Here is a 23,150-nt window from a genome sequence, read left to right as displayed (position 1 = left end):
AGAGGACATCGTCGATATTGCCGAGCAAGGGATGCGCCTGTTTGGTGCTAATCCAACAACGATGCACGGGCATAGCTAGCTGTCGATCTTCAGGGCGAATGGCGTGCCCTCGAACGCATCAGCACCGCGCCCGATCGATTCGATCGCCTCGATCATGCGGCCATTGCGGCCAAGCAGCATATCGGCCACCGCGATCAGCCGCGGGTTTGGTGTGGCCGAGGGCGACAGGGCACGCAGCGTCTGCGCCAGTTCGGCCTCGTCGCGTTTCGGCGCCAGTGCGGCGGCGATGATATACGCAGACGCCGTCGAGCGGCTGATGCCGGCATAGCAATGCACCACGATCGGCTTTGCCCGGTCCCAGCGGCGCGCGAAATCGAGCAGGCTGCGCACATGCTCCTCGCCCGGCATGGTCATGCCGTCCTGCGCCACCGCGATGTCGTGCATGACCAGATGCAGATGGTTTTCCCGCGATATCGAGGACGGCCGAACAACCTCGGTTCCCGCCGTCAGCAAGGACAGCATGCGATCAGCGCCAGTCCTGGCCACCGTTTCCTCGATCTTTGCCAGCGAGCAGACATGGATCATCGTTCTGTACCCTTCGTTTGATCCTGGCGCCGCATCGGCCAGCCGGCAAGAGCCGATTCGAGCCGCCGCCACTCTTCCTCGCTTCCCGGCAGGCCGGCGCGCAGGACATGCGGCCGGTCGGAGAAATGCCGGAGCAGGATGCCGTGCTCGCCAAGTGCCGAAAACAGTCCGGCGGCATCCGCCAGGCTGAAATAGCGAAACAGCGTGGTGCCGCCGGCGACAGCAACGCCGAAGCGGCCGAACAGGGCGTCCAGCCGCGCGGATGCCTTCAGGAGGGAAGCCCTCATATCCGCCTGCCAGCCGATATTGGCAAGCGCGCGAATGCCGTACTCCAGCGCCGGGCCGGCGACGGCCCATGGCCCGAATTGCGTTTCCAGCAATTCCACCGTCGGCGCATCGGAAAGCGCAAACCCGAGCCGCAGGCCGGCCAGGCCAAAGAACTTGCCGAACGAGCGCAAGACGACGATGCCACCCTGTTCGACATCGCCGGCAAGACTGTGTTCGCGCGGACCGACATCCATGAACGCCTCGTCGACGACCAGCAGCCCGTCCTTGGCGCGCAATTGCGCCGCCAGCGCCAGCAACCGGTCGCGCTCGATGACGCGCCCGTCCGGGTTGTTCGGATTGACGATGATGGCAAGGTCAGCCTCGGCCAGCGTCGCAAAATCGCTGACTTCGCTCACCTGATGCCCCGCGATTGCTGCTGCGCGGGCATGTTCGGCGTAGGTCGGTCCCAGCACCAAAGCCTTGCCGGGCCTGACCAGCGCTGCGACGCGCGGCAGCAGGATCTGCGTGCCCGGTGCCGCCACGACATGGGCTGGCGACGGCGCACCGTAAGTGCCGGCGGCGATTGCTGTCAGTTCGCGCCCGCGCGCGGCCTCCGGCAATCGCGACAGCGAGGTGGCGGGCAGATCGAAAAGCGGGTAGGAGTGCGGATTGATACCGGTCGAGAGGTCGACGAAAGGCAGTACGGCGTTGGGGAAAAGCACCCTCGCCCGGCCAAGACTTCCACCATGGTCCACCGCTCCATCAAGAAGCTTCATGTCAGTCCTGATCGCTTTCCTGTCATTGGTCATCGAATTTTTTCTGGGTTATCCGGACTGGCTGTTTCGCGCCATCGGTCATCCAGTGACGTGGTTCGGCAGGCTGATATCCTTTCTCGACCTAAGGCTCAACCGCGCTACTGATCCCGACGCGCTGCGTCGTCAACGCGGTGTCCAGGCGCTGCTGGTTATCGTGCTGGTGCCGGCCGTGATCGGGCTCTGCGTGCAGGTCCTGCTCTGGTTCGTCCCCCTGGGCCTGTTCGTCACCGCGCTCCTGGCGACATCGTTCCTGTCGCAGAAGAGCCTTTACGAACATGTCGAGGCCGTGGCCGATGCGCTGGACTCAGGCGGTCTCGCCATGGGCCGCGTCGCCGTCTCGCGCATCGTCGGCCGCGATCCAGAAACTCTGGACAGGGCCGGTGTCTGCCGTGCGGCGATCGAGAGCCTGGCCGAGAATTTTTCCGATGGCATCGTCGCTCCCGCCTTCTGGACGGGCGTCGGCGGGCTCGCCGGCGGCGCCGCCTACAAGGCCGCCAACACCGCCGATTCGATGATCGGCCACCACACCCCGCGCCATGAAGCTTTCGGCTGGGCGGCGGCCCGCTTCGACGACTGGATCAATCTTCCGGCGTCGCGGCTGACGGCTCTGCTGATCGTGCTGGCGGCTTTCCTGGTCAAGGAAGCCGATCCGAACAATGCTTGGCAAGCAGTGCGGCGTGACGCAAAAAAGCACCGCTCGCCCAATGCCGGCTGGCCGGAAGCGGCGATGGCCGGCGCACTTGGCCTGGCACTCGCCGGCCCGCGCAGCTATGGCGGCGTGCTGGTCGACGACGTCTTCATGGGCGAAGGCGGCCGCCGCGAAGCCGACAGTCTAGACATCAGGCGAGCGCTGAAACTCTATCGCGTCGCCGATTATCTGCTGATCGGGCTGTTTGGTTTGATCTCCGCGATCGCAATTGTGGCGTGATCTCACCCTCCCCCTTGTGGGGAGGGTCGGCGCGCAGCGACGGGGTGGGGCGGCGCCAAGGNCAAGGGGGAGGGTAAGGAACGGTCAGAACTCGATCCCCTGCTGCGCCTTCACGCCCGCGGAAAAATGGTGCTTGGTCACGCCCATCTCGGTGACCAGATCCGCCGCTTCAACCAGCGCCGGCTTGGCGTTGCGACCGGTGACGACGACATGCAGGTCCTCGCGACGAGCCTTCAGCGCGGCAACCACCTTGTCGAGATCTAGATAATCGTAGCGCAGCGCGATGTTGAGCTCGTCGAGCACGACGAGACTGATCGACGGATCGGCGATCAATTCAAGCGCCTTGGCCCAGGCGGCCTCGGCCGCCGCGATATCGCGCTTCAAATCCTGCGTCTCCCAGGTGAAACCCTCGCCCATCGCGTGCCAGACGACCCGGTCGCCGAACGCGGCAAACGCATCTTTCTCACCGGTGTGCCATTTGCCCTTGATGAACTGGACGACGCCGACCCGCTTGCCATAGCCGAGCATCCGCAGCGCCAGGCCGAACGCAGCCGTGGTCTTGCCCTTGCCGGGGCCGGTGTTGACGATCAGCAGGCCCTTCTCGACCGTCTTGCTCGCAACCTCGGCGTCCTGCACCGCCTTGCGCTTGGCCATCTTGGCGCGGTGGCGCTCTTCATCCCTGTTCTCACTGGCCTTGCCGTCTATATCAGTCATCTCACTTCACCTTGAGCGGCAGCCCGGCCACCATCAAAAGCACCGTATCGGCAATCGCCGCGACCTGCTGGTTGAGCCGGCCGGCGGCATCGCGGAACCGACGTGCCAGGGCATTGTCCGGCACGATGCCTTGCCCGACTTCGTTGGACACCACGAACCAGGGCCCGCGCGGCCGCGACAGCACGGCCGCCAGCCGCAGGCATTCCTGCTCGAGATCACGTTCGCCAAGCATGTGATTGGTCAGCCACAGGGTGAGGCAGTCGACGAGCACCGGCTGATTGTCCGGCAAGGCCTCGATCGCACCGGCGAGGTCCAGCGGCGCATCGATGGTCGACCAGCCCTCGCCGCGCCGCGAGCGGTGCAGCGCGATGCGCTCGCGCATCTCGTCGTCATAGGTATCAGCAGTGGCGATATAGGTCCATGGCGAGGGCAACGCCGTCGCCAGGGTCTCGGCGTGCGCGCTCTTGCCGGAGCGCGCGCCACCAATGATGAAAGTCAGCTTGCCGCGATCAGGCAAAGCTGTCGCGCAGGCTGCTCGCAGCGCCCGTGAAGCGGCCGCGCACCACGCCGACGACCGCGCCGAGCACCAGCCAGAACACCAGATCGGTCACGGTCACCGCCACCACGAATTGGTGGTGCAGGCCCTCGGGAATCGGCGTCTCGAAACTGTCTGGCTGCGGCGCGCCGACCATATGCGGGGCGACGATCAAAGCCACGCCAAGGATCGCGAGCGGCAGCGATTTGCGGAAGGCGATCAGCCCAAGACCGATCGCCGTGGCCGCCACCGTCGAGACCCACCAAATCTGGCGCGGCAGCAACTCGGCCGCCGGCATCGCCGGCAGTTCCGGCGGCAGGCCGAGGCCAGGCGCCAGCGTGAACACAGCAAACCCTGCCAGGCCCCAGAACACACCCTGGCGCCAATTGCCGATGCCGCCCGCGAATTCCGAGACCGCGACCAGGACCAGCGCGAAGCCGATGCCGGTGACGATGTTGGCAAGCACGCTGAAGCCGAAACGCTCGAGACCATCGGCCGGCGCCCAGCCTTCGTCTTCCGCCGGAGCGGCGGCTTCTGCCGGCGCCGGCGCGGCGGAGCTCATGGCATTCCCCGCCGGTGCGGCGGTGCTCATGGCATTGGTATCCGCGGCAGTGGGCGCGGCCTGGTCATGATGGTGGCCGCCACCGGCCTGCTCGTAGACTTCGGCCTTGAGGATAAGCGGCACGGTGGCATAGGCCTGCATGCAGGCGAGAACGACGCCGGCCACAAGCCCTGCGATCGCCGCGATGAACACGACGTTGCGAAACAGGTTCATGATGTCAAATCCTCGTCAGTGGCAGGGAAACGCCATCGAATGACGATAGTCGTGGGCGGCATTGTGGACCGCATCGATATGCGAGAAGCCGACAAAGCCGACGACGAAGATGCCGAGCAGCGCGGCTAGCGCGAGCTGCATGAAGCGCGACTGCGAGGAGACGGAGGCGCCGAGGGAGACGGAAGCAGTATTCATGTCTTGTCCTTTCACCCTCCACCCGAGGGCATCGAAGTCAGTTTCCTGTCGCCGGCAGGTCTCCTGGCTCGCGGATCAGCGCCCTTCTCCACCTTCCCGAAGAAAAATCTTCAGTGGCATATGGAGAGGACTACCGCACACAGTTGCGGGGGCAGCCACGGCATTGGGCGACAATTGAGCCCGCACCGCATTCCCTCTTGGCTCCAAAACGGAACCGACGACAGCTTGACTATACGGAAAATCACGGCACGCGGCAAACCAAATTCCGCCGGCAACCAGCGCGATTGCGCCATGCCGGCGACATCGGCCGTTCTCGGCACCACAATTGACAATCATCCCGGCCGGGTGTCGGCTGGCCACTTCACAGGAAGCCAGCCATGCAGCCTCCAGCCCTGCAGCCCAATGCCAGCGAACGCGATCGCTACAACGGCCTGACCCGGGCTGAAGCGACGTTGCCGTCATCGGCCTATTGGGACGGCGAGAGCTATCAGCGCGACCTCGATGCGATCTGGTATCGAAGCTGGCTGCTCGTCTGCCGGGAAGCCGATCTCGCCCAACCGCTGGCTTTCCGCACCTTCCGCGTCGGCACGCAGGAAATCGTCGTGCTGCGCGACGAAACCGGCGAACTGCGCGCCTTCCACAACACCTGCCGGCATCGCGGCTCGCAGCTGTGCCAGGAAAGCGAAGGCCGGCTGAAGGCGCGGCTGATCACTTGCCCCTATCATGCCTGGTCCTATTCGCTGCGCGGCGACCTCGTGCGCGTACCGTCGAAATCGCTGCCCGAAGGCTTCGACAAGGCCGACCATCCGCTCTATCGCGTCGCGCTCTCGGTGTGGCGCGGCTTCGTGTTCGTCAATTTGCAAGAGGACGCGAATTTGCAGGAGGACGCGAATTCGCAGGAGGGCACGGCGGGCTCGGCGCAGGCCTCCTTCGATCCCGCCTCCGGCGATCTCGGCAATTGGCCGCTGGAAACGCTTGTATCAGGCCATGTGCTGCGCAAGGTGATGAACTGCAACTGGAAGATTTTTTGGGAAAACTTCAATGAATGCCTGCACTGCCCCGGCGTTCACAAGGACCTGTCGCGGCTGGTGCCGATCTATGGCCGCGGCCTGATGAGCCGGCATGACGACCCCGAATGGGTGCGCCACGCCGACAATGACGCGCCGGAATTTTCGGGTGGTTTGCGCGTCGGCGCCGAAACCTGGTCGCGCGACGGCAAGACCCATGCACCGGTCTTCGCGGGCTTGACGCCGGCCGAGCGCGCCGCCGGCCAGACCTACGCCACCAGCCTGCCGTCGATGTTCATCGTCGGTCACGTCGACTATGTCCGGACCGTGCGGCTGGTGCCGCTCGGTCCCGAACAGACCGGTCTTGTCGCGGAATGGCTGTTCGCGCCCGGAGCGCTTGGCGACCCGTCGGCCGACATCGACAACATAGTCGCCTTCGGCACGCAGGTGCTGGAGGAGGACGCGGCGATCTGCGAGGTCAACCAGAAAGGGCTGCGCTCCATGCGCCACAAAGCCGGCGTGCTGATGCCCGAGGAATATGATCTGCACCGCTTCCACAAATGGGTGCGCGAGCGCCACACGGCGCTTTCGCCGTGGCCGTCACAGTGACTTCGGCAGATAACGCCAGGTCACGAAGCCGCAAACCGCGGCCAGCAAGCTCAGCGTGACGAACACCGAGCCGAGCCCGAAGAAGATCAGCACCACGGAATAGACCAGCGGCGGCGTCAGCTCGGAAAAATCGAGATAGGTGCGGTAGACCGCCGCCATCTGCGCCCTTTCGTAGGAGCGTACCGAGCGCATGAAGGCGGTCGAGCCCAATGCATCGAGCGCAATGGTGAAGAACGCGCCGCCAAGCAGGAAGGCGCCGGTGAGCAGCGGCGCGGTCGCTCCCACTGTGCCCGCGGCCAGCAGCATTGCCGACATGGCGAAATAGGCAAACGTCATGGTGCGCCGGCCGCCAAAACGTTTTCCGGCCTTGCCCCAGAAGATGGCCATGAACAACAGCGCGTTGCCGGCTGAGACCAGCAGACCGCCGGTCAGTTCGCCTTCGCCGGTGATCACCATGAACAGCGGGCCGTATACGAAGAAGGTCGTCCAGAAGCAGGAGCGTCCGAAGGCAATCAGCCACGCTAGCCTCAGCCTCGGCTGCGCGACGAAGCGGCCGATATTGGCGAGCGGATTGACCGGTCGTGTCTTGCCCGGCTGGATCGACTGGTTGTCACCAAGCCGATAGAACCAGAACAGCGCCAGCAAGGCCACGGCGAACACCGCCACCGCGCCATGCGCGGCATAGATGCCGAAATGCGCGTAGAGGAAAATGCCGAGCGTCGGCCCGCCGGTCCAGGCAAACATCGACCACGCCATGCGCAGCGATTCGGCCTGCATGAAGTCTGTCTTGCGGATGTGGTCCATGATGTAGAGGTTGAGCGTGATCGACAGCGCGCTGGCGCCCATCACCCGGCACAGCATCCCCGCTACTTGTCCGGCAAGCGTGTGGGTGACGAAGAACAGCGAGCCGATGGCGAGCAGGCAGGCCCCTGCGGTGTAGACCCAGCGCCGCGCAAAGCGGCGGATCAGCATCGGCATGAACAGGGTCACCGACAGGCCAAGCAGCGCCACGATGGTGTAGAGGATGGAGACCATCTGCTCGTTGTGCAGTATCTCATAGGCCTGGATCGGAATGACGCTGGACACCGTGGCGCGCGCAAAGGATTCGACTGCGTAGAGCGAGGCGAAGGTGCGCGCGTCCGCGGCCTTGAGGGCCGGGAGCCAGATCGGATGGCGCACATGGGTCGACATTGCTTCCCCAAAGCAGAATCACCGGTCAAATCTGCCTTGGCCGTTTCCGGGCCATTAAGAGGAAACCGACGCGCAGGCGGCGAAAAGCGAGTTGGTCAAAGCCTTTCCGGCGCTGGCCCAAAGCGGCATCCGACATGGCCTGCGCCCACGCGGCGCCGTGCCGAGGAACCCGGTCTTCTTCTGTCCCGGCCAACCGTGATAGTCCTCAAGGCGGGGCTGAATCAGATCGCGAGACCATGACCATCGACACGCCGACCGCACCCGTCCAGAATCAGCCAAAACGCATCGTCGCCATCGACATCCTGCGCGGCATCGCGCTGCTCGCCATGGCGAGCTACCACTTCACCTGGGATCTGGAGTTCTTCGGCTACACCGACCCCGGCCTCACAGCCTTCGGCTGGTGGAAGATCTACGCCCGCTGCATCGCTTCGACCTTCCTGTTCCTGGTCGGCGTCAGCCTGTACCTTGCCCATGGCCGGCAAATCCGCTGGAACGGCTTCTGGAAGCGGTTCGCCATGGTTGCCGGCGCCGCGGTCGCCATCTCGATCGTCACCCGCATCGCGACGCCGGACGGCTTCATCTTTTTCGGCATCCTGCACGAGATCGCGCTCGCCAGCCTGCTCGGCCTCGCCTTCCTGCGCCTGCCGGCGTTGCTGACCCTGCTTGTGGCGGCACTGGTTATTGCGGCGCCGGTTTATCAGCGCTTCGAGGCCCTGGATCATCCCTGGCTGTGGTGGATAGGCCTGTCGGCGATCAATCCTCGTTCCAACGACTATGTGCCGCTGTTTCCATGGTTCGGCGCGGTGCTTGTCGGCATCGGTGTCGCGAAACTTGCCTCCGCTTCCGGCATGCGGGCGCGCCTGGCAAGCCTGACGGCCGGCCGGTGGGCCAATCCGCTGGTCTTGATCGGCCGACACAGCCTCGCCTTCTACCTGATCCACCAGCCGCTGCTGATCGGTTGCGTCTGGCTGTTCTCGCAGGTGATGCCAGCCAAGGTCGAAACCCCGCAGGTCAATTTCCTGAAGACCTGCCAGATCTCGTGCGAGCAGTCGCGCGACGCCAAGTTCTGTTCGAGCTATTGTAGCTGCATGCTCGACACGCTGGAGGGCGAATCCTCGCTTGATCGGCTCTACAACAACGATCAGACTGCGCAATGGAAGGCACATCTGGGCGATCTGGCCGGCACCTGCACGGCCCAGACCGACGACAAGATGACCGAGGGGGGACAGCAATGACCGACAGCCAGCCGAAGCCAGGAGGGATACCGTGGCCGCCGGTGATTTACACCGCCGCCATCGCCATCAGCATCATTCTCGGCATGCTCTATCCCCTGCCCTGGATCGGCGACCTCCTGGGCGACATCCTGTTCGCCGCCGGCTGGGTGGCGCTGTTCGGCGTCGCGGCACTCTGGTTCACGGCGATCCGCACGATGGTCCGGGCCAAGACGACGCTCAATCCCAACGCGATGCCCGACCATCTCGTCACGTCAGGCCCCTTCGGCATCACCCGCAACCCGATGTATCTGGCCAACACGCTGCTGTTGATCGGCGTCGCCTTCGTCACGGGCATCGTCTGGTTTCTGCCGCTGGCGTTCATCGCGGCCTTCGCCACCCAGAAGCTCGCCATCGAGGGCGAGGAAAAGGTGCTGGCGGCAAAGTTCGGCAAGAAATACCGGGATTACGCAAAGAGAGTGCGGCGCTGGATCTGAGCCGGGGCCTGTATTCCGCGGCGCAGAGATTTTGACAGCTCTTGGCCGATGAGGCGGCATACCTCGGCGATTGGCCGAACGCCTATCCCGTCCTCATCCACGGGCGGAGCAAGGAGCGCAGCGACGCAGCGCAGACCCGAGGATCCATGCCGCGACACCTGAGCGTCGCTACAGTGCAGAATTCTGCTCCGCTGCACTCAACGACGGAGGTAACGGCATGGATCCTAGGGTCTCCGCGACGGAGCTTCGCTCCTGCTCCGCCCTAGGATGACGAAGTTCGAAACGCTCCGGCCAGTCACGAACGTTTGTCGCTCAAACGCGCGATAGAATCTGGCCCTCAGGTATTCACCCCAAGTTCCACCAGCCGCTCGACGCAGGACTCCTCGGCCTGGTCGAGTTCTGCCAGCGTCTCCTCGAGGTCGCGGCGCTTTTGCCGGAGATCCTCGCGCTTTTCCTCGATCCGCTTGATCATCAGCTTGAGTTGCCCGACCTCGCCCGGCGGCTCCTTGTACATCTGGATGATTTCGCGGATCTCGTTGATCGAGAAGCCGAGCCTTTTTCCGCGCATGATCTGCCGGATGAGGTGGCGGTCGGAGGGACGAAACAGCCGCGTGCGGCCACGCCGCACCGGCTGCACCAGCCCCTCATCTTCATAGAAACGCAGTGTCCGCGTCGACACGTCGAATTCGCGGGTCAGTTCGGTGATCGAATAATATTCCCGCATCGTCACTCCCACACGCCGGAAACCCTGGCGATCGCCGTGCGTCGCCTTTCGTCCCAAACCAAAACCCTTGCCGCGCCGGAATCGACACGGCACCCCGCGCGAGCCTCGCATGGCATTTACGTAAAAGTCAATTGAGCTCGATCACCGGACGCCGAACCACCAAGTGGCAAGGCCGAGGAAGGCAAAGAAACCAACGACATCGGTGACGGTGGTGACGAACACCGCCGACGCCACCGCCGGATCGATCTTGAACCGGTCGAGCAGCAGCGGGATCAGGATGCCGGCGAGTGCGGCGACGAACATGTTGATGATCATCGCCGCCGCGATGATGCCGCCCAGATTGACATCGTGGAACCAGGCGGCCGCGACGATGCCGATCAGGATGGCGAAAACGATGCCGTTGATGAAGCCCACCCCCATTTCGCGGCGGATGATGCGGCCGGCATTGTAGATGTCGAGGTCCCTGGTCGCCAGCGCCCGCACGGTGACGGTCATGGTCTGTGAACCGGCATTGCCACCCATGCCGGCCACGATCGGCATCAACACGGCAAGCGCCACGATCCGCTCGATCGTGTGATCGAACAGGCCGATCACCGAAGCCGCCAGGAATGCGGTCAGCAGGTTGACCAGCAGCCAGGGGACGCGCGAGCGCGAGGTCGAAAGGATGCTGTCGGACAGCTCTTCGTCGCCGACGCCACCCATGCGCAGCAGATCTTCCTCGGCTTCCTGCTGGATGACGTCGACGACATCGTCGATGGTCAAAACGCCGACCAGCCGCTCGTTCTCGTCGACGACGGCCGCCGAAAGCAAATCGTACTGTTCGAATTCCCGTGCCGCCTCCTCCTGGTCCATGGTGGCCGGGATGGCATGGCGGGTCTCGTGCATCACCTCCTCGACCTTGACCGTGCGCTTGGTGCGCAGGATCTGGTCGAGGTCGATGGCGCCGAGCAGCTTGAAGCTCGGATCGATGACGAAGATCTGGCTGAAGCGGTCGGGAAGGTTCTTGTCCTCGCGCATGTAGTCGATGGTCTGGCCGATGGTCCAGAACGGTGGCACCGCGACGAACTCGGTCTGCATGCGCCGCCCGGCGGTCTCCTCCGGATAGTCGAGCGAGCGGCGCAGCCTGATCCGCTCGGTGAACGGCAGCTGCGACAGGATCTCGTCCTGGTCTTCCTTCTCGAGGTCTTCGAGAATGTAGACCGCGTCATCGGAATCGAGTTCCTGCACCGCCTGCGCGATCTGCGCATTGGGCAGCTGATCGACGATCTCCATGCGGATCGCCTCGTCGACCTCGGTCAGCGCGGAAAAGTCGAAATCGGCGCCCAGGAGCTCGACCAGGGTCCGCCGCTGTTCGGGATGCAGCGCCTCGATCAGGTCGCCGAGTTCCGACTGGTGCAGGTGGTCGACTTCATGCTTGAGGGTCGGCGTATCGCGGTCGCCGATCGCGGCCCCGATCTGGGCAAGAAAGGACGAAAGCACCGCGCCATCGTCGCCATAGATGTCGGCGTGGATGTCGTCAGCCGCCTTGGCGGAGGTCGTCTGCTTGTCCTCCATCAGCGCCTCCCGCCGTCCCGAAAAATTCTGTCTCAGGTCTAGAGCATCGAACCTTAAAGCGAAAACCGGTTTCGCGGAAATCCGTTGCATCTCGCTTGAAGACGCAATTCGATTTCGAGAACTTATCGTCCTAAGGCACGGAATATCAAACGAAACGCTTGTTCCACGCCACCCGGCGAGCACATCGCCGATGCCTGACCTGGCAATGCCTATCCCATCAAAACCAGCGAATCCAGGCTTCAGACGGCGCGACAGCCGATGTCGCTGGGGAAAGAGCACCCCGGCGCGATTGCGGCAGAATTGTCATGATACGGGTCCAGGCCTGAAGCCTGGCCTCCGAGTTGCGGCACGATCAAGCCAGGACAAAAACGGCCCTTGAACAGCAAGCCCGGGAAAACGAGCAAGACAGTTGGCGACCGGCGCGTTCGCGTGGTCGTCGCCGAACGCAATCCGCTCGTCATATCGGCCCTGCGTGAAATGCTGGAATGCGACGGGCGTTTCGAACTCCTGGCATCCGTGCAGAGCGGAAGGCATTTCCTGGAGCTGGCGACGGCACGCGAATTCGATGTCGCCGTCATCGGCTGGAAGCTCGCCGATATGGACGGCGCCGATGTCCTGGCCGAAATCCAGGCCAGCAAGCTCCCCGTGCGCATCGCCGTGTTTTCAAACGACCATGACATCGGCATCCTGAAGCAGTGCGTGCGGCTCGGGGCCCAGGGCTACTGCTTCCAGTTCGACGATCCGCATATCATCTTCGAGACGATCCTGGCAGTCGCGCATGGACGCATCTGCATCCCCTACATCGACATCAACAAGGTCAACGACACGCCCCTGGCGCAGCTCACGGTCCGCGAGCGCGAGCTGCTTGCGGTACTTTCCGACGGCTGGACCAATCTGCAGATCGCGACGCGGACCGGCATTTCCGAGAACACGGTGAAGTACCACCTCAAGAATCTCTACGACAAGCTCGACGTCCGCAACCGGGCGATGGCCGTCGCGCTCTATTCACGCGAGAGGCGCACCCAGAAGCAGCCTTTCGGCTAAGGCAAGCGGGTAGGCCTACCGGGTAGGCCCACCCCACCCGCGCGCGGCGAGATGTTACCCGCCAAGGTGTTGTCGGCATTGGCCGTCGAAACGAAACTCCCCATCACCGCTTTGCTGGATCAGGAGGAGTTCGCACCATGGCCGGTTTCACCCATCTTTTCATTCCCGGGCCGACCAACATTCCCGAACAGGTCCGGCAGGCGATGAACCTGCCGATGGAGGACATGCGCGCCGCGTCCTTCCCCGATCTCACCTTGCCGCTGTTCGAGGACATCGCACGCGTCTTCAAGAACGAGACCGGCCGCGTCTTCATCTACCCGTCCTCGGGCACCGGCGCTTGGGAAGCGGCGATGACCAATGTGCTCAGCCCCGGCGACCGCGTGCTGATGTCGCGCTTCGGCCAGTTCTCGCATCTGTGGGTCGACATGGCCGAGCGGCTGGGTTTCGAGGTCGACGTCATCGACTGCGAATGGGGAACCGGCGTTCCGCTCGAACTCTACGCGGAGAGGCTGAAGGCCGACAAGACGCACCGCATCAAGGCGGTCTTCTGCACGCAGAACGAGACGGCGACCGGCGTCACCAGCGACGTCGCCGGCTGCCGCGCGGCGCTCGACGATGCAAACCACCCTGCCCTGCTCTTCGTCGACGGCGTGTCGTCGATCGGCTCGATCGACTTCCGCCAGGAAGAATGGGGCGTCGACTGCGCCGTCAGCGGCTCGCAGAAAGGCTTCATGCTGCCCGCCGGCCTCGGTTTCCTGTCGGTCAGCAGGAAGGCGCTCGTCGCTTCCAGAACCGCAACCCATAGGCGCTGCTTCTTCTCCTTCGAGGACATGATCCGCGCCAACGATGCCGGCTATTTCCCCTACACGCCGGCGACGCAGCTGCTGCGCGGCCTGCGCGCCTCGCTCGACCTGATCGCCGAGGAAGGGCTGGACACCGTCTTCGCCCGCCACCATCGGCTGGCCGAAGGCGTGCGCAAGGCGGTTGACGCCTGGGGCCTGAAACTCTGCGCCAAGGCGCCGAAATGGCGTTCCGACACGGTCAGCGCCATCCTGGTGCCGGAAGGCATCGACAGCGGCGACGTCGTCAAGCGTGCCTACCAGACCTACCGGACCTCGCTCGGCGGCGGTCTCAACAAGGTATTCGGCAAGGTCTTCCGCATCGGCCATCTCGGCTGGCTGAACGAGGTGATGGTGCTGGCCTCGCTGTCGGCAGCCGAAATGGCGCTGCTCGATTGCGGCGTGCGGCTGGCGCCCGGCTCCGGCGTCGGCGCCGCCATCCAGCATTTTCGCGCCTCGGCCGCGGTGCCGGTCGCCGAAGCGGCGTGAGAGGGAACCGACGATGAGCCACACCATCAACCATTTGAAGAAACTGAGGCTGCAGCGCAGCGAGCTGGCGGTTCCCGGCTCCAGCCCGGAGATGATCGACAAGGCGGCCAACAGCGCCGCCGACTTCGTCTTCCTCGACATCGAGGACGCGGTCGCGCCGCCCGACAAGGAGCGCGCCCGCAGGAACATCATCCAGGCGCTCAACGACATCGACTGGCGCGCCAAGGGCAAGACCGTCTCGGTACGCATCAACGGGCTGGATACGCATTACATGTACCGCGACGTGGTCGACGTGATGGAACAGGCCGGCGACCGGCTGGATACCATTTTGGTGCCCAAGGTCGGCGTGCCGGCCGACCTCTATATGGTCGAGGCCATGGTCAACCAGATCGAGATGGCCAAGGGTTTCAAGACTCGCGTCGGCCTCGAAGCGCTGATCGAGACCGCGCTCGGCATGGCCAATGTCGAGGCGATTGCCGCGACGCCTGGCCGGCTGGAAGCCATGCATTTCGGCGTCGCCGACTATGCGGCGAGCTGCAAGGCACGCACTGTCAATATCGGCGGCCTCAACCCCGACTATCCCGGAGACCAGTGGCATTTCGCGCTCTCGCGGATGACGGTCGCCTGCCGCGCCTATGGGCTGCGCGCCATCGACGGGCCGTTCGGCGATTTCTCCGATCCCGAAGGCTACATCGCCGGCGCCAGGCGCGCCGCCGCTCTCGGGATCGAAGGCAAATGGGCGATCCACCCCTCGCAGATCGCGCTTGCCAACGATGTCTTCTCGCCGCCGGAAAAAGAGGTCGCGCGCGCCAGGCGCATCCTCGAAGTGCTGAAGGAAGCCGAGGCGCAGGGCAAGGGAGCGGCCGCGCTCGACGGCAAGATGATCGACGCCGCGTCGGAACGCATGGCCAGAAACGTATTGGTGGTCAACGAAGCGATCGAGCGCGCGGGCCAACTTACCCAACGAGAGCCGCGCGTCGCAGCACTTTGACTGTTCAGGGAGGAAAAAATGGACATTCACGAATATCAGGCCAAGGAACTGCTGGCACGGCACGGCGTGCATGTGCCGCGCGGCGGGCTGGCCTACAGCCCCGAACAGGCGACCTACCGGGCGCGCGAGATCGGCGGCGGCAAATGGGTGCTGAAGGCGCAGGTGCATTCCGGCGCGCGCGGCAAGGCCGGCGGCATCAAGCTCTGCGCCAATGACGAGGAGATCTCCAACGCCGCCGAAGCGATGCTCGGGCGCAAGCTGGTGACGCAGCAGACCGGCCCGCGCGGCAAGCTGATCTCCAGGCTCTATCTCGAGGAAGCCGTCGACATCGCGCAGGAGCTCTATGTCGGCTTCGTGCTCGACCGCAAGGAAGAGCGCGTCATGATCGTTGCCTCGGCCGCCGGCGGCATGGAGATCGAGGACATCGTCGAGAAGGCCCCCGATTCCATCCTGCGCACATCGGTCGATCCCGGCGTCGGCATGCAGCGCTTCCAGGCACGCGAGATCGCCTTCGGGCTCGGCCTCGACCACGATTTGATCGGCAAGGCGACCGAGACCATCTTCAGCTGCTACCAGGTGTTTCGCGACTACGACGCCTCCATGCTGGAGATCAATCCGCTGGTGGTGACCCGCGACGGCAGCCTGATCGCGCTCGACGCAAAAATGTCGTTCGACGAGAACGCACTGTTCCGCCGTCCGGAAATCTCCGAGCTGCGCGACAAGAGCCAGGAAGACCCGCGCGAGACCTTCGCCAGCGATCGCGGCCTCTCCTATGTCGGCCTCGACGGCAACATCGGCTGCATCATCAATGGCGCGGGCCTTGCCATGGCGACGATGGACATGATCAAGATCGCCGGCGGCGAGCCGGCCAACTTCCTCGACATCGGCGGCGGCGCCTCGCCCGAGCGGGTGGCGAAATCGTTCCGCGCCGTGCTCGGCGACAAGAATGTCGAGACCATCCTGGTCAACATCTTCGCCGGCATCAACCGCTGCGACTGGGTTGCGGAGGGCGTCATCAAGGCGATCCGCGAGGTCGGCGTCAACGTGCCCTTGGTGGTGCGGCTCTCCGGCACCAAGGCCGAGGAAGGACGCCGCATCCTGGCCGATTCCGGCGAGGCGGTGATCGTCGCCGACACGCTGGCCGAAGCCGCCGAAAAAGCCGTCGCCGCATGGCGCGCGGCCGCCAAGAAAAAAGCAGCCTGAGGGAGGTCGAGAAAATGGCAATCCTGCTCAATCGCAGCACCCGCGTCATCGTCCAGGGATTCACCGGCAAGATCGGCAGTTTTCACGCCGAGGACATGAAACGCTGCGGCACCAAGCTCGTCGGCGGCGTCACCCCCGGCAAGGGCGGCCAGAAGCATCTCGGCCTGCCCGTCTTCAACACGGTCAAGGGGGCGGTGCGCGAGACCCGCGCCGAGGCGAGCATCGTCTTCGTGCCGCCGCCCTTCGCCGCCGATTCGATCATGGAAGCAGCGGACGCCGGGATAAAACTCTGCATCTGCATCACCGACGGCATCCCCTCGCAGGACATGATGCAGGTCAAGCGCTACATGCGCCGCTACCGCTTCGAGGACCGCATGCGGCTGATTGGGCCGAATTGCGCCGGCGTCATCACGCCAGGCCAGGCGCTAATGGGCATCATGCCCGGCAACATCTACCTGCCCGGCCGCATCGGCATCGTCGGACGCTCCGGCACGCTGGGCTACGAGGCGGCCTCGCAGATGAAGGCGCTCGGCATCGGCGTGTCGACCAGCGTCGGCATCGGCGGCGACCCGATCAACGGCTCCTCCTTCAAGGACATTCTAAAGCTGTTCGAGCAGGACGACGAGACCGACGCCGTGGTGATGATCGGCGAGATCGGCGGACCGCAGGAGGCGGAAGCCGCGATCTGGGCGCGCGACAATATGAGGAAGCCGCTGATAGCCTACATCGCCGGCCTTTCCGCCCCGAAAGGCCGCCGCATGGGCCATGCCGGCGCCATCATCTCCGCCTTCGGCGAATCGGCGCAGGAGAAGGTCGAGATCCTGAAAGAGGCCGGGGTGATAATCGTGCCGACGCCGTCATCGTTTGGCGAGGTGATGGCCGATACGCTGGCCAGGATGAAGAAGGCGGCGTAGATCGTCACTTCATCTGTTACTAGACTAGCGACTGGCAACCCTATCGAGTCCGGAGCATTGGTCACGCAATAACTTGATCTCGCGGTCAACAACGGCAAACTCTTCATCGGCCAGGATAAGCTCGTCGTTTGAGCACGCCCTATAGCGTGCCTGATCCCGCGCATTAGATGCCTTATTGAAAATAGCTGTAAACGCCTCAGGTACGTTTCCCAGCTTACCCCACCGATTGATCCCAGAAGCCACGGAAGAGTGAGTTTTTACCCCCTTCTTGATATTTGAGTGAATCTCCAAATGCACCCTCGATAGCAATTCTGTAGCGCTGAACAGGTTGTCAAATGCGACCGCTGTATGTCCGCGATTTTTGGCCTCCTTCGCAGCAATAAGGAACTCGTCGGCACGATCGATCTTTTTCCGTGCTGTCAAGCGACCGTATAAAAAACTGAAGGCCATTCGAATCTTTTCGCCGAGGCGAAGAAAGGTGAAATGCCCGTAATCGAGCTCTTCATCGACGAGATCCAAGCGCTCCACCCCGTCGAGACTGGACAAATTACCCGTGTCAGCATTTGTAATATCGGTAAGAGGCATGCTTAACCGCGCTACGATCCTGACCTCTTCATCGAATCTAATTATTGGCTTTCCATCTTCAGGGAATACTACCTGACCCATTGCAATGTCGGCCGGAAGCCTTATCCTTCCATCGGCGCTTCGGCGTTCCAGCTCAGGCTGAAAATAGAGCTTGAAGAAATTATCAAATACGCGCCCACCAAACTCCTCTTCGGAAAGCGGCGCTTCTTGTCCAATTTCTTGTTCCATCAATGCACCGATAGCGCGATGGCTGCAGCGATGTATCCTACCGCCAGCACCATGTAAGCAATTTGTAGAACCGTCATTTGTGTCGTCCTTTGGTTGAGGGCGACCTATCAAATATTCTCAGACTTTTGGTCCCGCTACAGGAAAATGTCAGACATTTTCCCGTAGACAAATTCTCTTTCCTGTGACTTGGCGCCTCCGCACGGGGATTCCTACATGCGCCCGCGCGCGCCTTCCGGGTCATAGGGAGAGTCCGAGATCACCCTTGCCGGACGTCGCTCGCCGAGGATTGAAACCTCCAGCGCTGTCCCCGGCGTGCCAAGCTCCAGCGGCAGCAGCGCCAACGCTATGTCGTGGCCAAACGTATAGGAGTAACCCGCCGAGGTGACGCGGCCGACGAGCTTGCCGTCGCGATAGACGCCCTCATAGGCAAAGGCGCTCGCACCGTCCGTGTCGATGGACAGCGTGACGATCCGGCGCGTCGTGCCCTGCTTTTGCTTCGTGGCCAGGGCGGCACGGCCGATGAAGTCGCCCTTGTCGAGCCTCACGAAGCGGTCGAGACCGCTTTCCCAGGCCGAGAGTTCGAGGTTCATGTCGCGGTACATGGCGCGGTAGGACTTGTCGAGACGCAGCGATTCCAGCGCCTGCAGCCCGACCAACCTGAGCCCATGCGCCTGTCCCGATTCCAGAAGCGCATCCAGCAAATGCCGCTGGTAGCAGAGCGGATGATAAAGCTCCCAGCCGAGTTCGCCCGAATAGTTGACACGCATCAGCCGCACGTCGCTGGCCAGGCCAACGGTCGCCGACTTGACGCTGAACCACGGGAAAGCCTCGTTCGACAGATCGATCTCGGTCAGCGGCTGCAGCACGTCGCGCGCTTTGGGCCCGACCACGGTGAAGCTGCCGCGATCGTTGGTGACATTGCGCAGGTGCACGCCGCCGTCCTTCGGCAGCAGCCGGCTGAGGTCGTCGTGGTTCCAGCGCTCGGCGCGCGGTGTCGAGACGAGGTAGAACAGGTCGCTCCCCAGCCGCGCCACGACATACTCGGCCTGCACGCCGCCGGTCGGCGTCAGGTGATGGGCGAGCACGATGCCTCCGAGCTTCGGCAAGCGATTGGCGAGGATGCCGTCGAGCCAGCGCTCGGCGCCCGGGCCGCCGACCTCGAACTTGGTCATCGGCGTCATTTCGACCAGGCCGACGGCTTGGCGGACGGCCTGGACCTCCTCGCCGACATAGGTGCCTTTGGCGGTCCAGCGCCAGCTGTACGAATTGCGGGCCTCGACACCCGAAGGCGCGAACCAGCTTGGCATTTCCCAGCCGTTCAGCACATCCCACACCGCGCCGAGCTGGCTCAGGCGCTCGTAGGAAGGAGCCGTCTTCTGCGGCCGTGCCGCCGGCATGTCCTGGCCCGGATAATGCTGTGCCGCATGGGTGCCCCAGGCTTCCCGCACCTTCTCCCGGGTCCAGTTCTTGTTGGCATGGTCGCCAAAGCGCCGCGGATCCAGTTCCGCCGTGTCGATGCTGTTGCCGCCCTCGACAATCCGCTCGGAAAGATAGTGGCCGATCGCTCCGCCCCACAGGATGCCGCCCGGCACACCTTCGGCGAGCCAGACATTTTGAAGTCCCCAGGCCGGCCCCATCAGCGGCAGTTCATCGGCCGTCATCTGGAAAGGTCCGCGCACGTTCCGCTTGATGCCGGCGCGCCCGAGCGCGGGCACCAGTTCGCTCGCCCGTTCCCAGTTCCAGGAGACGGCGTCGAAATCCTCATCGAGCAGGTCGGCGCCGAACCATTCCGGCACGCCGTTCTCGGCGAACAGCTTGAGCTGTTCGGTGCGCTCGTAGGGGCCGAACATCAGCCCGTCTCCCTCTTCGCGCAAATAACCCTCGTAGCCCTCGTCCCTCAGGATCGGCATTTCCGGAAGGCCAAGCCGCTTGCGCTCCACGACTTCGGGCACCGCCTCGGTGATCCAGTACTGATGCACGATCGGGATTGCCGGAATGTCGAGGCCCAGCATGGCGCCGGTCTGGCGCGCATAATTGCCGGTGGCGAGGATGAGGTGTTCGCAGATCATGTCGCCACGCGAAGTTCTGACCTTCCACTCGCCGCCCGGCAGCCGCTCGAACCCCGTCACCTCGGTGCCGAGATGGATCTTGGCGCCAAGGTCGCGCGCCCCCTTGGCCATGGCCTGGGTCACGTCGGCGGGCGCGATATGACCGTCATCGGGATGATAGAGCGCGCCCAACATGTCGTTGTTGTCGAGCAGCGGCCAGATCTCGCGCGCCTCGGCGGGCGATACGATCCGCGCCCGGATCCCCTGGACCTCGGCGACATCCATATAGCTGCGATATTCGTCGAGCCGGTCGCGTGTGTTGGCGATGCGCAGCTGGCCGCATTTGTGCCAGCCGACCTTCTGGCCGGTTTCGGCTTCGAGCCCTTCATAGATCTCGATGGACTTGGCGATCATGCGGCCGACGTTGAGGCTGCGCGCATAGGAGGGTATCAGCCCCGCCGCATGCCATGTCGAACCGGCGGTGAGCTGCGTTCGCTCGAGCAGCGCGACATCGCTCCAGCCGCGCTTCGCCAGGCCGTAAAGAATGCCTGCGCCGACACAGCCGCCACCGACGACCACGGCCCGAAAATTGCCCGACATACGCGATGCCCCTGGATGGAGTTGTCACGGGCACTATAGGCAAGCGCGATCTCGTCGGTCACGCCATTTGCGACGCTGGCGTGGCGAATGGTGATTGGTGCACCATTGCGTGCTGGCGCGCACTGGCGCCGAGGCAAGGCGGATCGGAGAGAGAATGGTGCGGTCGAGAAGACTCGAACTTCCACGGGTTGCCCCACAGCGACCTCAACGCTGCGCGTCTACCAATTCCGCCACGACCGCACGTGGTAGGAGCCGGAACCGACCGGCTCGCGGCGTGTAGCAAATCGTTTCCGGCGAAACAAGTGCGCCGCGAGCAATAATCTCAAGCGATTGGCATAACGGTCCACAGGATTGGAAAACTGGGCCGGAACTGGACGTTTTGCCCGTTTGAGGCCATATGGAAGCAAATGCATGTCGCCCGGAAGTGCAAGGCGGTCTTGGGCTATGGTATGCATGGGCAAAAGGCGACACGCCATGACAGAACGCAGCCAGATCGCCACGTCATTCCTGCCCCTGCCCGGGTCAGCGCCGGTCGAATGGCGCATCGAGCCCGGCCTCACCGCCTATCCCGACGCGCTTGCCTTCATGGAGGCGCGCGCCGAGGCGATCCGCAGAGGTGCCGCCGGCGAAATGGTCTGGCTGGTCGAACACCCGCCGCTCTACACCGCCGGCACCAGTGCCCGCATCGAGGACCTGATCGAGCCTGACCGCTTTCCGGTCTTTTCGGCAGGACGCGGCGGCGAATACACCTATCATGGGCCGGGCCAGCGGGTTGCCTATGTGATGCTCGACCTGAAGCGGCGCCGCGAGGATGTGCGCGCCTTCGTCGCGGCGCTCGAACAGTGGATCATCGGCACGCTCGCCGCCTTCAACGTGCGCGGCGAACGCCGCGAGGACAGGGTCGGCGTCTGGGTGGTGCGGCCCGATCGCCCAGCACTCCCGGACGGCTCGCCGGCCGAAGACAAGATCGCGGCCATCGGCATCCGGCTGCGGCGCTGGGTGAGCTTTCACGGCATCGCCATCAATGTCGAGCCGGAGCTCTCCCATTTCAGCGGCATCGTGCCGTGCGGTGTCCAGGACCATGGCGTCACCAGCCTCGTCGACCTCGGCCTTCCCGTTGGCATGGCCGACCTCGATCTGGCGCTGAAATCCGCCTTCGAGGATGTGTTTGGTCCGGCCATCGCATTGCCTGTCGAAGCGGCCCGCAAGGCCGGTTGAGCCTTTCCAATCCGGGGCGGCTCAGATGAGCTGCGCGGATGCCCACAACACACCGCAGCCATGGATGACGAACACTGCCAGCAGCGCGCCGGCGATGGCGAAGCGGTCGACGGTGCGGATCGGCTCCAATTCGTGACGCGGCTTTATCCCGCTGCCCACCGTCAGCAGGCTGAGGATCGAAAAGACAGCTCCCGCCACGATCAGGAACCCTGACGAGAAGCCGGCCTGTCGGCCGAGCGCCAGGAACGCGGACAGCAGGAAGAACGAGGCCAGCGCCAGCACGATCGGCCCCGGGCAGATCTGGCGCAGCACCTGGCCGCCATCGAACTTCCACACCGGCACCAGATTGGCGATGTTGAACAGGGCAGCACAACCCGCCAATGCTGCCAGCAGCGCGGCGGCCGCCTTGTGCCCCTCGCCGCCGGCAAACACGCTGGCGGCAATGACGATCGGCACCAGGAAGGCGGAAAAGCCCGCCCCCATCAGCGCCACGAAGGCCACCTCGAAACGGCTGTTGTAAGGCCGGCCGCCAATGGCGATGCCGCCGAGCAGCGGAATGAAGATCATCCGCGCCTTGCGGTGGCCCATCAGGCGGAACGCGGCCATGTGGCCGAGTTCGTGCAAGGCCACGACCGACGTCAGGATCGAGGCCAGCGCCAGCCCGCCGAGGTGCAGCCCGAAAAACGGCCACAGAATCAGTGCCGACAGCACGGCGAAACCGACCTGGCTCAGCGGATGCTCGAACCACCCGCCCTTGCGATACTGCCCGGTCGCCGCCCAATGCTGCAGCTTGGAGAGTTCCCGGCGCATGGCGAAATAACGGAACACCAGGAAGGCGACGCCACGGTAGCGGTCGGTCCGGCCGAGCGTCACCCGCGTGCCGCCGCTTTCCGAAACGAGCTCCGTGGTTTCGCTATAATCCTCCCAGAACGAGCCATCGAGGGCGGTGTCCTCGATGACGCGCATCGTGAAGCTGCTGCCTTCGACGACGTCTTCGAGCTTCGACCTGCGCTCGATCGGCTTGCCGTCGCGGCCTTCCCACGACAGCATGATGCGGGCCTCGCCCTTCCCGTCCAAGGCCTGCGCCGACAGGATCTCGCCGGACCAGCCGGCATCGTTGCCGAGCGGCCACAGCGCCTGCCAGAGGCGCTGCCGGTCCATGGCGACCACGCGGCTGGATTTCACCGTGCGCAAACCAAGCGGCACGGTTATCAGGAGGAAGATCAGCCCGAGATTGCTGACCACCAGAATGGCGGTGATGATGGGCGACACCTGGACGTTGCTCCCTGCCTTGGAGGAGAACCCTAACGTCGCGGCGGCAAGAAAAGCTTAACGGCGGGGCGGCCTTGCGCCCGCCGGAACTGCGGCGAAAGCCGCCAAATCA

General features: G+C 64.0%; 22 protein-coding genes, 1 tRNA gene and 1 riboswitch. Of the genes, 10 read left to right on the top strand and 13 right to left on the bottom strand.

Annotated elements, in window-relative coordinates; all coding sequences use genetic code 11:
* Window positions 1–75 precede the first annotated feature (75 nt).
* Together X743_RS168095 and cobD are read right to left on the bottom strand one after the other, a co-directional pair.
* Entirely contained in the window at window positions 76–585 is a 510-nt protein-coding gene (locus X743_RS168095; protein ID WP_023763348.1) for a tyrosine phosphatase family protein, read from the bottom strand.
* On the bottom strand, window positions 582–1,628 hold the full coding sequence (gene cobD, locus X743_RS168100; protein ID WP_023763347.1) for a threonine-phosphate decarboxylase CobD: 1,047 nt from the start codon (window positions 1,626–1,628) through the stop codon (window positions 582–584). Before cobD ends, X743_RS168095 begins: the two co-directional genes overlap by 4 nt.
* Between cobD and cbiB the strand changes: the two genes are divergently transcribed.
* Window positions 1,627–2,595: an adenosylcobinamide-phosphate synthase CbiB gene (gene cbiB / locus X743_RS168105; RefSeq protein ID WP_023763346.1), complete on the top strand. Its 969-nt coding sequence runs from the start codon at window positions 1,627–1,629 to the stop codon at window positions 2,593–2,595. The genes cobD and cbiB overlap by 2 nt on opposite strands.
* Before the next feature lie 84 nt (window positions 2,596–2,679).
* Here cbiB and cobO read toward each other — a convergent pair whose 3' ends face one another.
* Genes cobO through X743_RS168125 form a run of 4 tightly spaced genes read right to left on the bottom strand, consistent with a single transcriptional unit; the run spans window position 2,680 to window position 4,814 of the window.
* Window positions 2,680–3,309, bottom strand: a complete 630-nt coding sequence (cobO, locus tag X743_RS168110) for a cob(I)yrinic acid a,c-diamide adenosyltransferase (RefSeq protein ID WP_023763345.1) — start codon at window positions 3,307–3,309, stop codon at window positions 2,680–2,682.
* 1 nt (window position 3,310) lies between these two features.
* A complete protein-coding gene (gene cobU, locus X743_RS168115) occupies window positions 3,311–3,826 on the bottom strand; it encodes a bifunctional adenosylcobinamide kinase/adenosylcobinamide-phosphate guanylyltransferase (RefSeq protein ID WP_023763344.1) in 516 nt (171 codons plus the stop codon).
* Window positions 3,819–4,619: a CbtA family protein gene (locus tag X743_RS168120; RefSeq protein WP_023763343.1), complete on the bottom strand. Its 801-nt coding sequence runs from the start codon at window positions 4,617–4,619 to the stop codon at window positions 3,819–3,821. The genes cobU and X743_RS168120 overlap by 8 nt, the downstream gene beginning before the upstream one ends.
* Window positions 4,620–4,634: 15 nt before the next feature.
* Complete coding sequence (locus X743_RS168125; RefSeq protein ID WP_023763342.1) at window positions 4,635–4,814, bottom strand: CbtB domain-containing protein; 180 nt, start codon at window positions 4,812–4,814, stop codon at window positions 4,635–4,637.
* A gap of 35 nt (window positions 4,815–4,849) precedes the next feature.
* Window positions 4,850–5,048: riboswitch (cobalamin riboswitch) on the bottom strand.
* A gap of 158 nt (window positions 5,049–5,206) precedes the next feature.
* Here X743_RS168125 and X743_RS168130 point away from each other — a divergent pair.
* Window positions 5,207–6,430 carry an aromatic ring-hydroxylating dioxygenase subunit alpha gene (locus tag X743_RS168130; protein WP_023763341.1) on the top strand — a complete coding sequence of 408 codons (1,224 nt, stop codon included), beginning with the start codon at window positions 5,207–5,209 and terminating at the stop codon, window positions 6,428–6,430.
* On the opposite strand, the gene X743_RS168135 is transcribed toward X743_RS168130, so the two are convergent.
* A complete protein-coding gene (locus tag X743_RS168135) occupies window positions 6,422–7,621 on the bottom strand; it encodes an MFS transporter (protein ID WP_023763340.1) in 1,200 nt (399 codons plus the stop codon). The two genes, X743_RS168130 and X743_RS168135, sit on opposite strands and share 9 nt — an antisense overlap.
* A gap of 236 nt (window positions 7,622–7,857) precedes the next feature.
* On the opposite strand from X743_RS168135, the gene X743_RS168140 reads away from it, so the two are divergent.
* Together X743_RS168140 and X743_RS168145 are read left to right on the top strand one after the other, a co-directional pair.
* Window positions 7,858–8,856, top strand: coding sequence for a DUF1624 domain-containing protein (locus tag X743_RS168140; RefSeq protein WP_023763339.1), 999 nt, complete (start codon window positions 7,858–7,860; stop codon window positions 8,854–8,856).
* Window positions 8,853–9,329, top strand: a complete 477-nt coding sequence (locus X743_RS168145; RefSeq protein WP_023763338.1) for an isoprenylcysteine carboxylmethyltransferase family protein — start codon at window positions 8,853–8,855, stop codon at window positions 9,327–9,329. Before X743_RS168140 ends, X743_RS168145 begins: the two co-directional genes overlap by 4 nt.
* A 337-nt stretch (window positions 9,330–9,666) precedes the next feature.
* Here X743_RS168145 and X743_RS168150 read toward each other — a convergent pair whose 3' ends face one another.
* Window positions 9,667–10,053 (bottom strand): MerR family DNA-binding transcriptional regulator, encoded by a 387-nt coding sequence (locus X743_RS168150; RefSeq protein WP_006203215.1) that lies wholly within the window; start codon window positions 10,051–10,053, stop codon window positions 9,667–9,669.
* Window positions 10,054–10,194: 141 nt separating this feature from the next.
* Window positions 10,195–11,607, bottom strand: coding sequence for a magnesium transporter (gene mgtE, locus X743_RS168155; protein WP_023763337.1), 1,413 nt, complete (start codon window positions 11,605–11,607; stop codon window positions 10,195–10,197).
* A 375-nt stretch (window positions 11,608–11,982) separates the two neighbouring features.
* Between mgtE and X743_RS168160 the strand changes: the two genes are divergently transcribed.
* From X743_RS168160 to sucD, 5 genes are all read left to right on the top strand, one after another.
* Window positions 11,983–12,651, top strand: a complete 669-nt coding sequence (locus X743_RS168160) for a response regulator transcription factor (protein ID WP_023763336.1) — start codon at window positions 11,983–11,985, stop codon at window positions 12,649–12,651.
* Window positions 12,652–12,788: 137 nt separating this feature from the next.
* Window positions 12,789–13,979 carry an aminotransferase class V-fold PLP-dependent enzyme gene (locus X743_RS168165; protein WP_023763335.1) on the top strand — a complete coding sequence of 397 codons (1,191 nt, stop codon included), beginning with the start codon at window positions 12,789–12,791 and terminating at the stop codon, window positions 13,977–13,979.
* A 13-nt stretch (window positions 13,980–13,992) separates the two neighbouring features.
* Window positions 13,993–14,970, top strand: a complete 978-nt coding sequence (locus X743_RS168170; RefSeq protein WP_023763334.1) for a CoA ester lyase — start codon at window positions 13,993–13,995, stop codon at window positions 14,968–14,970.
* An 18-nt stretch (window positions 14,971–14,988) separates the two neighbouring features.
* Window positions 14,989–16,173: a malate--CoA ligase subunit beta gene (locus tag X743_RS168175; protein ID WP_023763333.1), complete on the top strand. Its 1,185-nt coding sequence runs from the start codon at window positions 14,989–14,991 to the stop codon at window positions 16,171–16,173.
* A 14-nt stretch (window positions 16,174–16,187) separates the two neighbouring features.
* Window positions 16,188–17,087 (top strand): succinate--CoA ligase subunit alpha, encoded by a 900-nt coding sequence (gene sucD, locus X743_RS168180; RefSeq protein ID WP_023763332.1) that lies wholly within the window; start codon window positions 16,188–16,190, stop codon window positions 17,085–17,087.
* Between the two features lie 24 nt (window positions 17,088–17,111).
* Here the strand turns inward: sucD and X743_RS168185 are convergent, their stop codons facing one another.
* From X743_RS168185 to X743_RS168195, 3 genes are all read right to left on the bottom strand, one after another.
* Window positions 17,112–17,900, bottom strand: coding sequence for a hypothetical protein (locus X743_RS168185; RefSeq protein WP_023763331.1), 789 nt, complete (start codon window positions 17,898–17,900; stop codon window positions 17,112–17,114).
* A gap of 209 nt (window positions 17,901–18,109) precedes the next feature.
* A complete protein-coding gene (locus X743_RS168190; RefSeq protein WP_023763330.1) occupies window positions 18,110–20,548 on the bottom strand; it encodes an FAD-dependent oxidoreductase in 2,439 nt (812 codons plus the stop codon).
* A gap of 155 nt (window positions 20,549–20,703) precedes the next feature.
* Window positions 20,704–20,788: transfer RNA gene (locus X743_RS168195), tRNA-Leu, on the bottom strand.
* 234 nt (window positions 20,789–21,022) lie between these two features.
* On the opposite strand from X743_RS168195, the gene lipB reads away from it, so the two are divergent.
* Window positions 21,023–21,766 carry a lipoyl(octanoyl) transferase LipB gene (gene lipB, locus X743_RS168200; protein WP_023763329.1) on the top strand — a complete coding sequence of 248 codons (744 nt, stop codon included), beginning with the start codon at window positions 21,023–21,025 and terminating at the stop codon, window positions 21,764–21,766.
* 21 nt (window positions 21,767–21,787) lie between these two features.
* Here the strand turns inward: lipB and X743_RS168205 are convergent, their stop codons facing one another.
* A complete protein-coding gene (locus X743_RS168205; protein ID WP_023763328.1) occupies window positions 21,788–23,038 on the bottom strand; it encodes a peptidase M50 in 1,251 nt (416 codons plus the stop codon).
* Between the last annotated feature and the right edge of the window lie 112 nt (window positions 23,039–23,150).

It is taken from the genome of Mesorhizobium sp. LNHC232B00 (genome assembly GCF_000502435.1).
GTDB lineage: Bacteria > Pseudomonadota > Alphaproteobacteria > Rhizobiales > Rhizobiaceae > Mesorhizobium > Mesorhizobium opportunistum.
The sequence above is the reverse complement of the archived record's forward strand: the minus strand, read 5'-3'. Positions and strand labels throughout refer to the sequence as shown.

Excerpts from the sequence above, each read along its gene's own strand:
- X743_RS168135 (WP_023763340.1), bottom strand. The coding sequence starts at position 7,621 with ATGTCGACCCATGTGCGCCATCCGATCTGGCTCCCGGCCCTCAAGGCC.
- X743_RS168175 (WP_023763333.1), top strand. The coding sequence starts at position 14,989 with ATGGACATTCACGAATATCAGGCCAAGGAACTGCTGGCACGGCACGGC.
- X743_RS168185 (WP_023763331.1), bottom strand. The coding sequence starts at position 17,900 with ATGGAACAAGAAATTGGACAAGAAGCGCCGCTTTCCGAAGAGGAGTTT.
- X743_RS168125 (WP_023763342.1), bottom strand. The coding sequence starts at position 4,814 with ATGAATACTGCTTCCGTCTCCCTCGGCGCCTCCGTCTCCTCGCAGTCG.
- X743_RS168145 (WP_023763338.1), top strand. The coding sequence starts at position 8,853 with ATGACCGACAGCCAGCCGAAGCCAGGAGGGATACCGTGGCCGCCGGTG.
- X743_RS168170 (WP_023763334.1), top strand. The coding sequence starts at position 13,993 with ATGAGCCACACCATCAACCATTTGAAGAAACTGAGGCTGCAGCGCAGC.
- mgtE (WP_023763337.1), bottom strand. The coding sequence starts at position 11,607 with ATGGAGGACAAGCAGACGACCTCCGCCAAGGCGGCTGACGACATCCAC.
- X743_RS168120 (WP_023763343.1), bottom strand. The coding sequence starts at position 4,619 with ATGAACCTGTTTCGCAACGTCGTGTTCATCGCGGCGATCGCAGGGCTT.
- X743_RS168140 (WP_023763339.1), top strand. The coding sequence starts at position 7,858 with ATGACCATCGACACGCCGACCGCACCCGTCCAGAATCAGCCAAAACGC.
- cobD (WP_023763347.1), bottom strand. The coding sequence starts at position 1,628 with ATGAAGCTTCTTGATGGAGCGGTGGACCATGGTGGAAGTCTTGGCCGG.
- X743_RS168165 (WP_023763335.1), top strand. The coding sequence starts at position 12,789 with ATGGCCGGTTTCACCCATCTTTTCATTCCCGGGCCGACCAACATTCCC.
- X743_RS168095 (WP_023763348.1), bottom strand. The coding sequence starts at position 585 with ATGATCCATGTCTGCTCGCTGGCAAAGATCGAGGAAACGGTGGCCAGG.
- cobO (WP_023763345.1), bottom strand. The coding sequence starts at position 3,309 with ATGACTGATATAGACGGCAAGGCCAGTGAGAACAGGGATGAAGAGCGC.
- X743_RS168190 (WP_023763330.1), bottom strand. The coding sequence starts at position 20,548 with ATGTCGGGCAATTTTCGGGCCGTGGTCGTCGGTGGCGGCTGTGTCGGC.
- sucD (WP_023763332.1), top strand. The coding sequence starts at position 16,188 with ATGGCAATCCTGCTCAATCGCAGCACCCGCGTCATCGTCCAGGGATTC.
- cbiB (WP_023763346.1), top strand. The coding sequence starts at position 1,627 with ATGTCAGTCCTGATCGCTTTCCTGTCATTGGTCATCGAATTTTTTCTG.
- lipB (WP_023763329.1), top strand. The coding sequence starts at position 21,023 with ATGACAGAACGCAGCCAGATCGCCACGTCATTCCTGCCCCTGCCCGGG.
- X743_RS168150 (WP_006203215.1), bottom strand. The coding sequence starts at position 10,053 with ATGCGGGAATATTATTCGATCACCGAACTGACCCGCGAATTCGACGTG.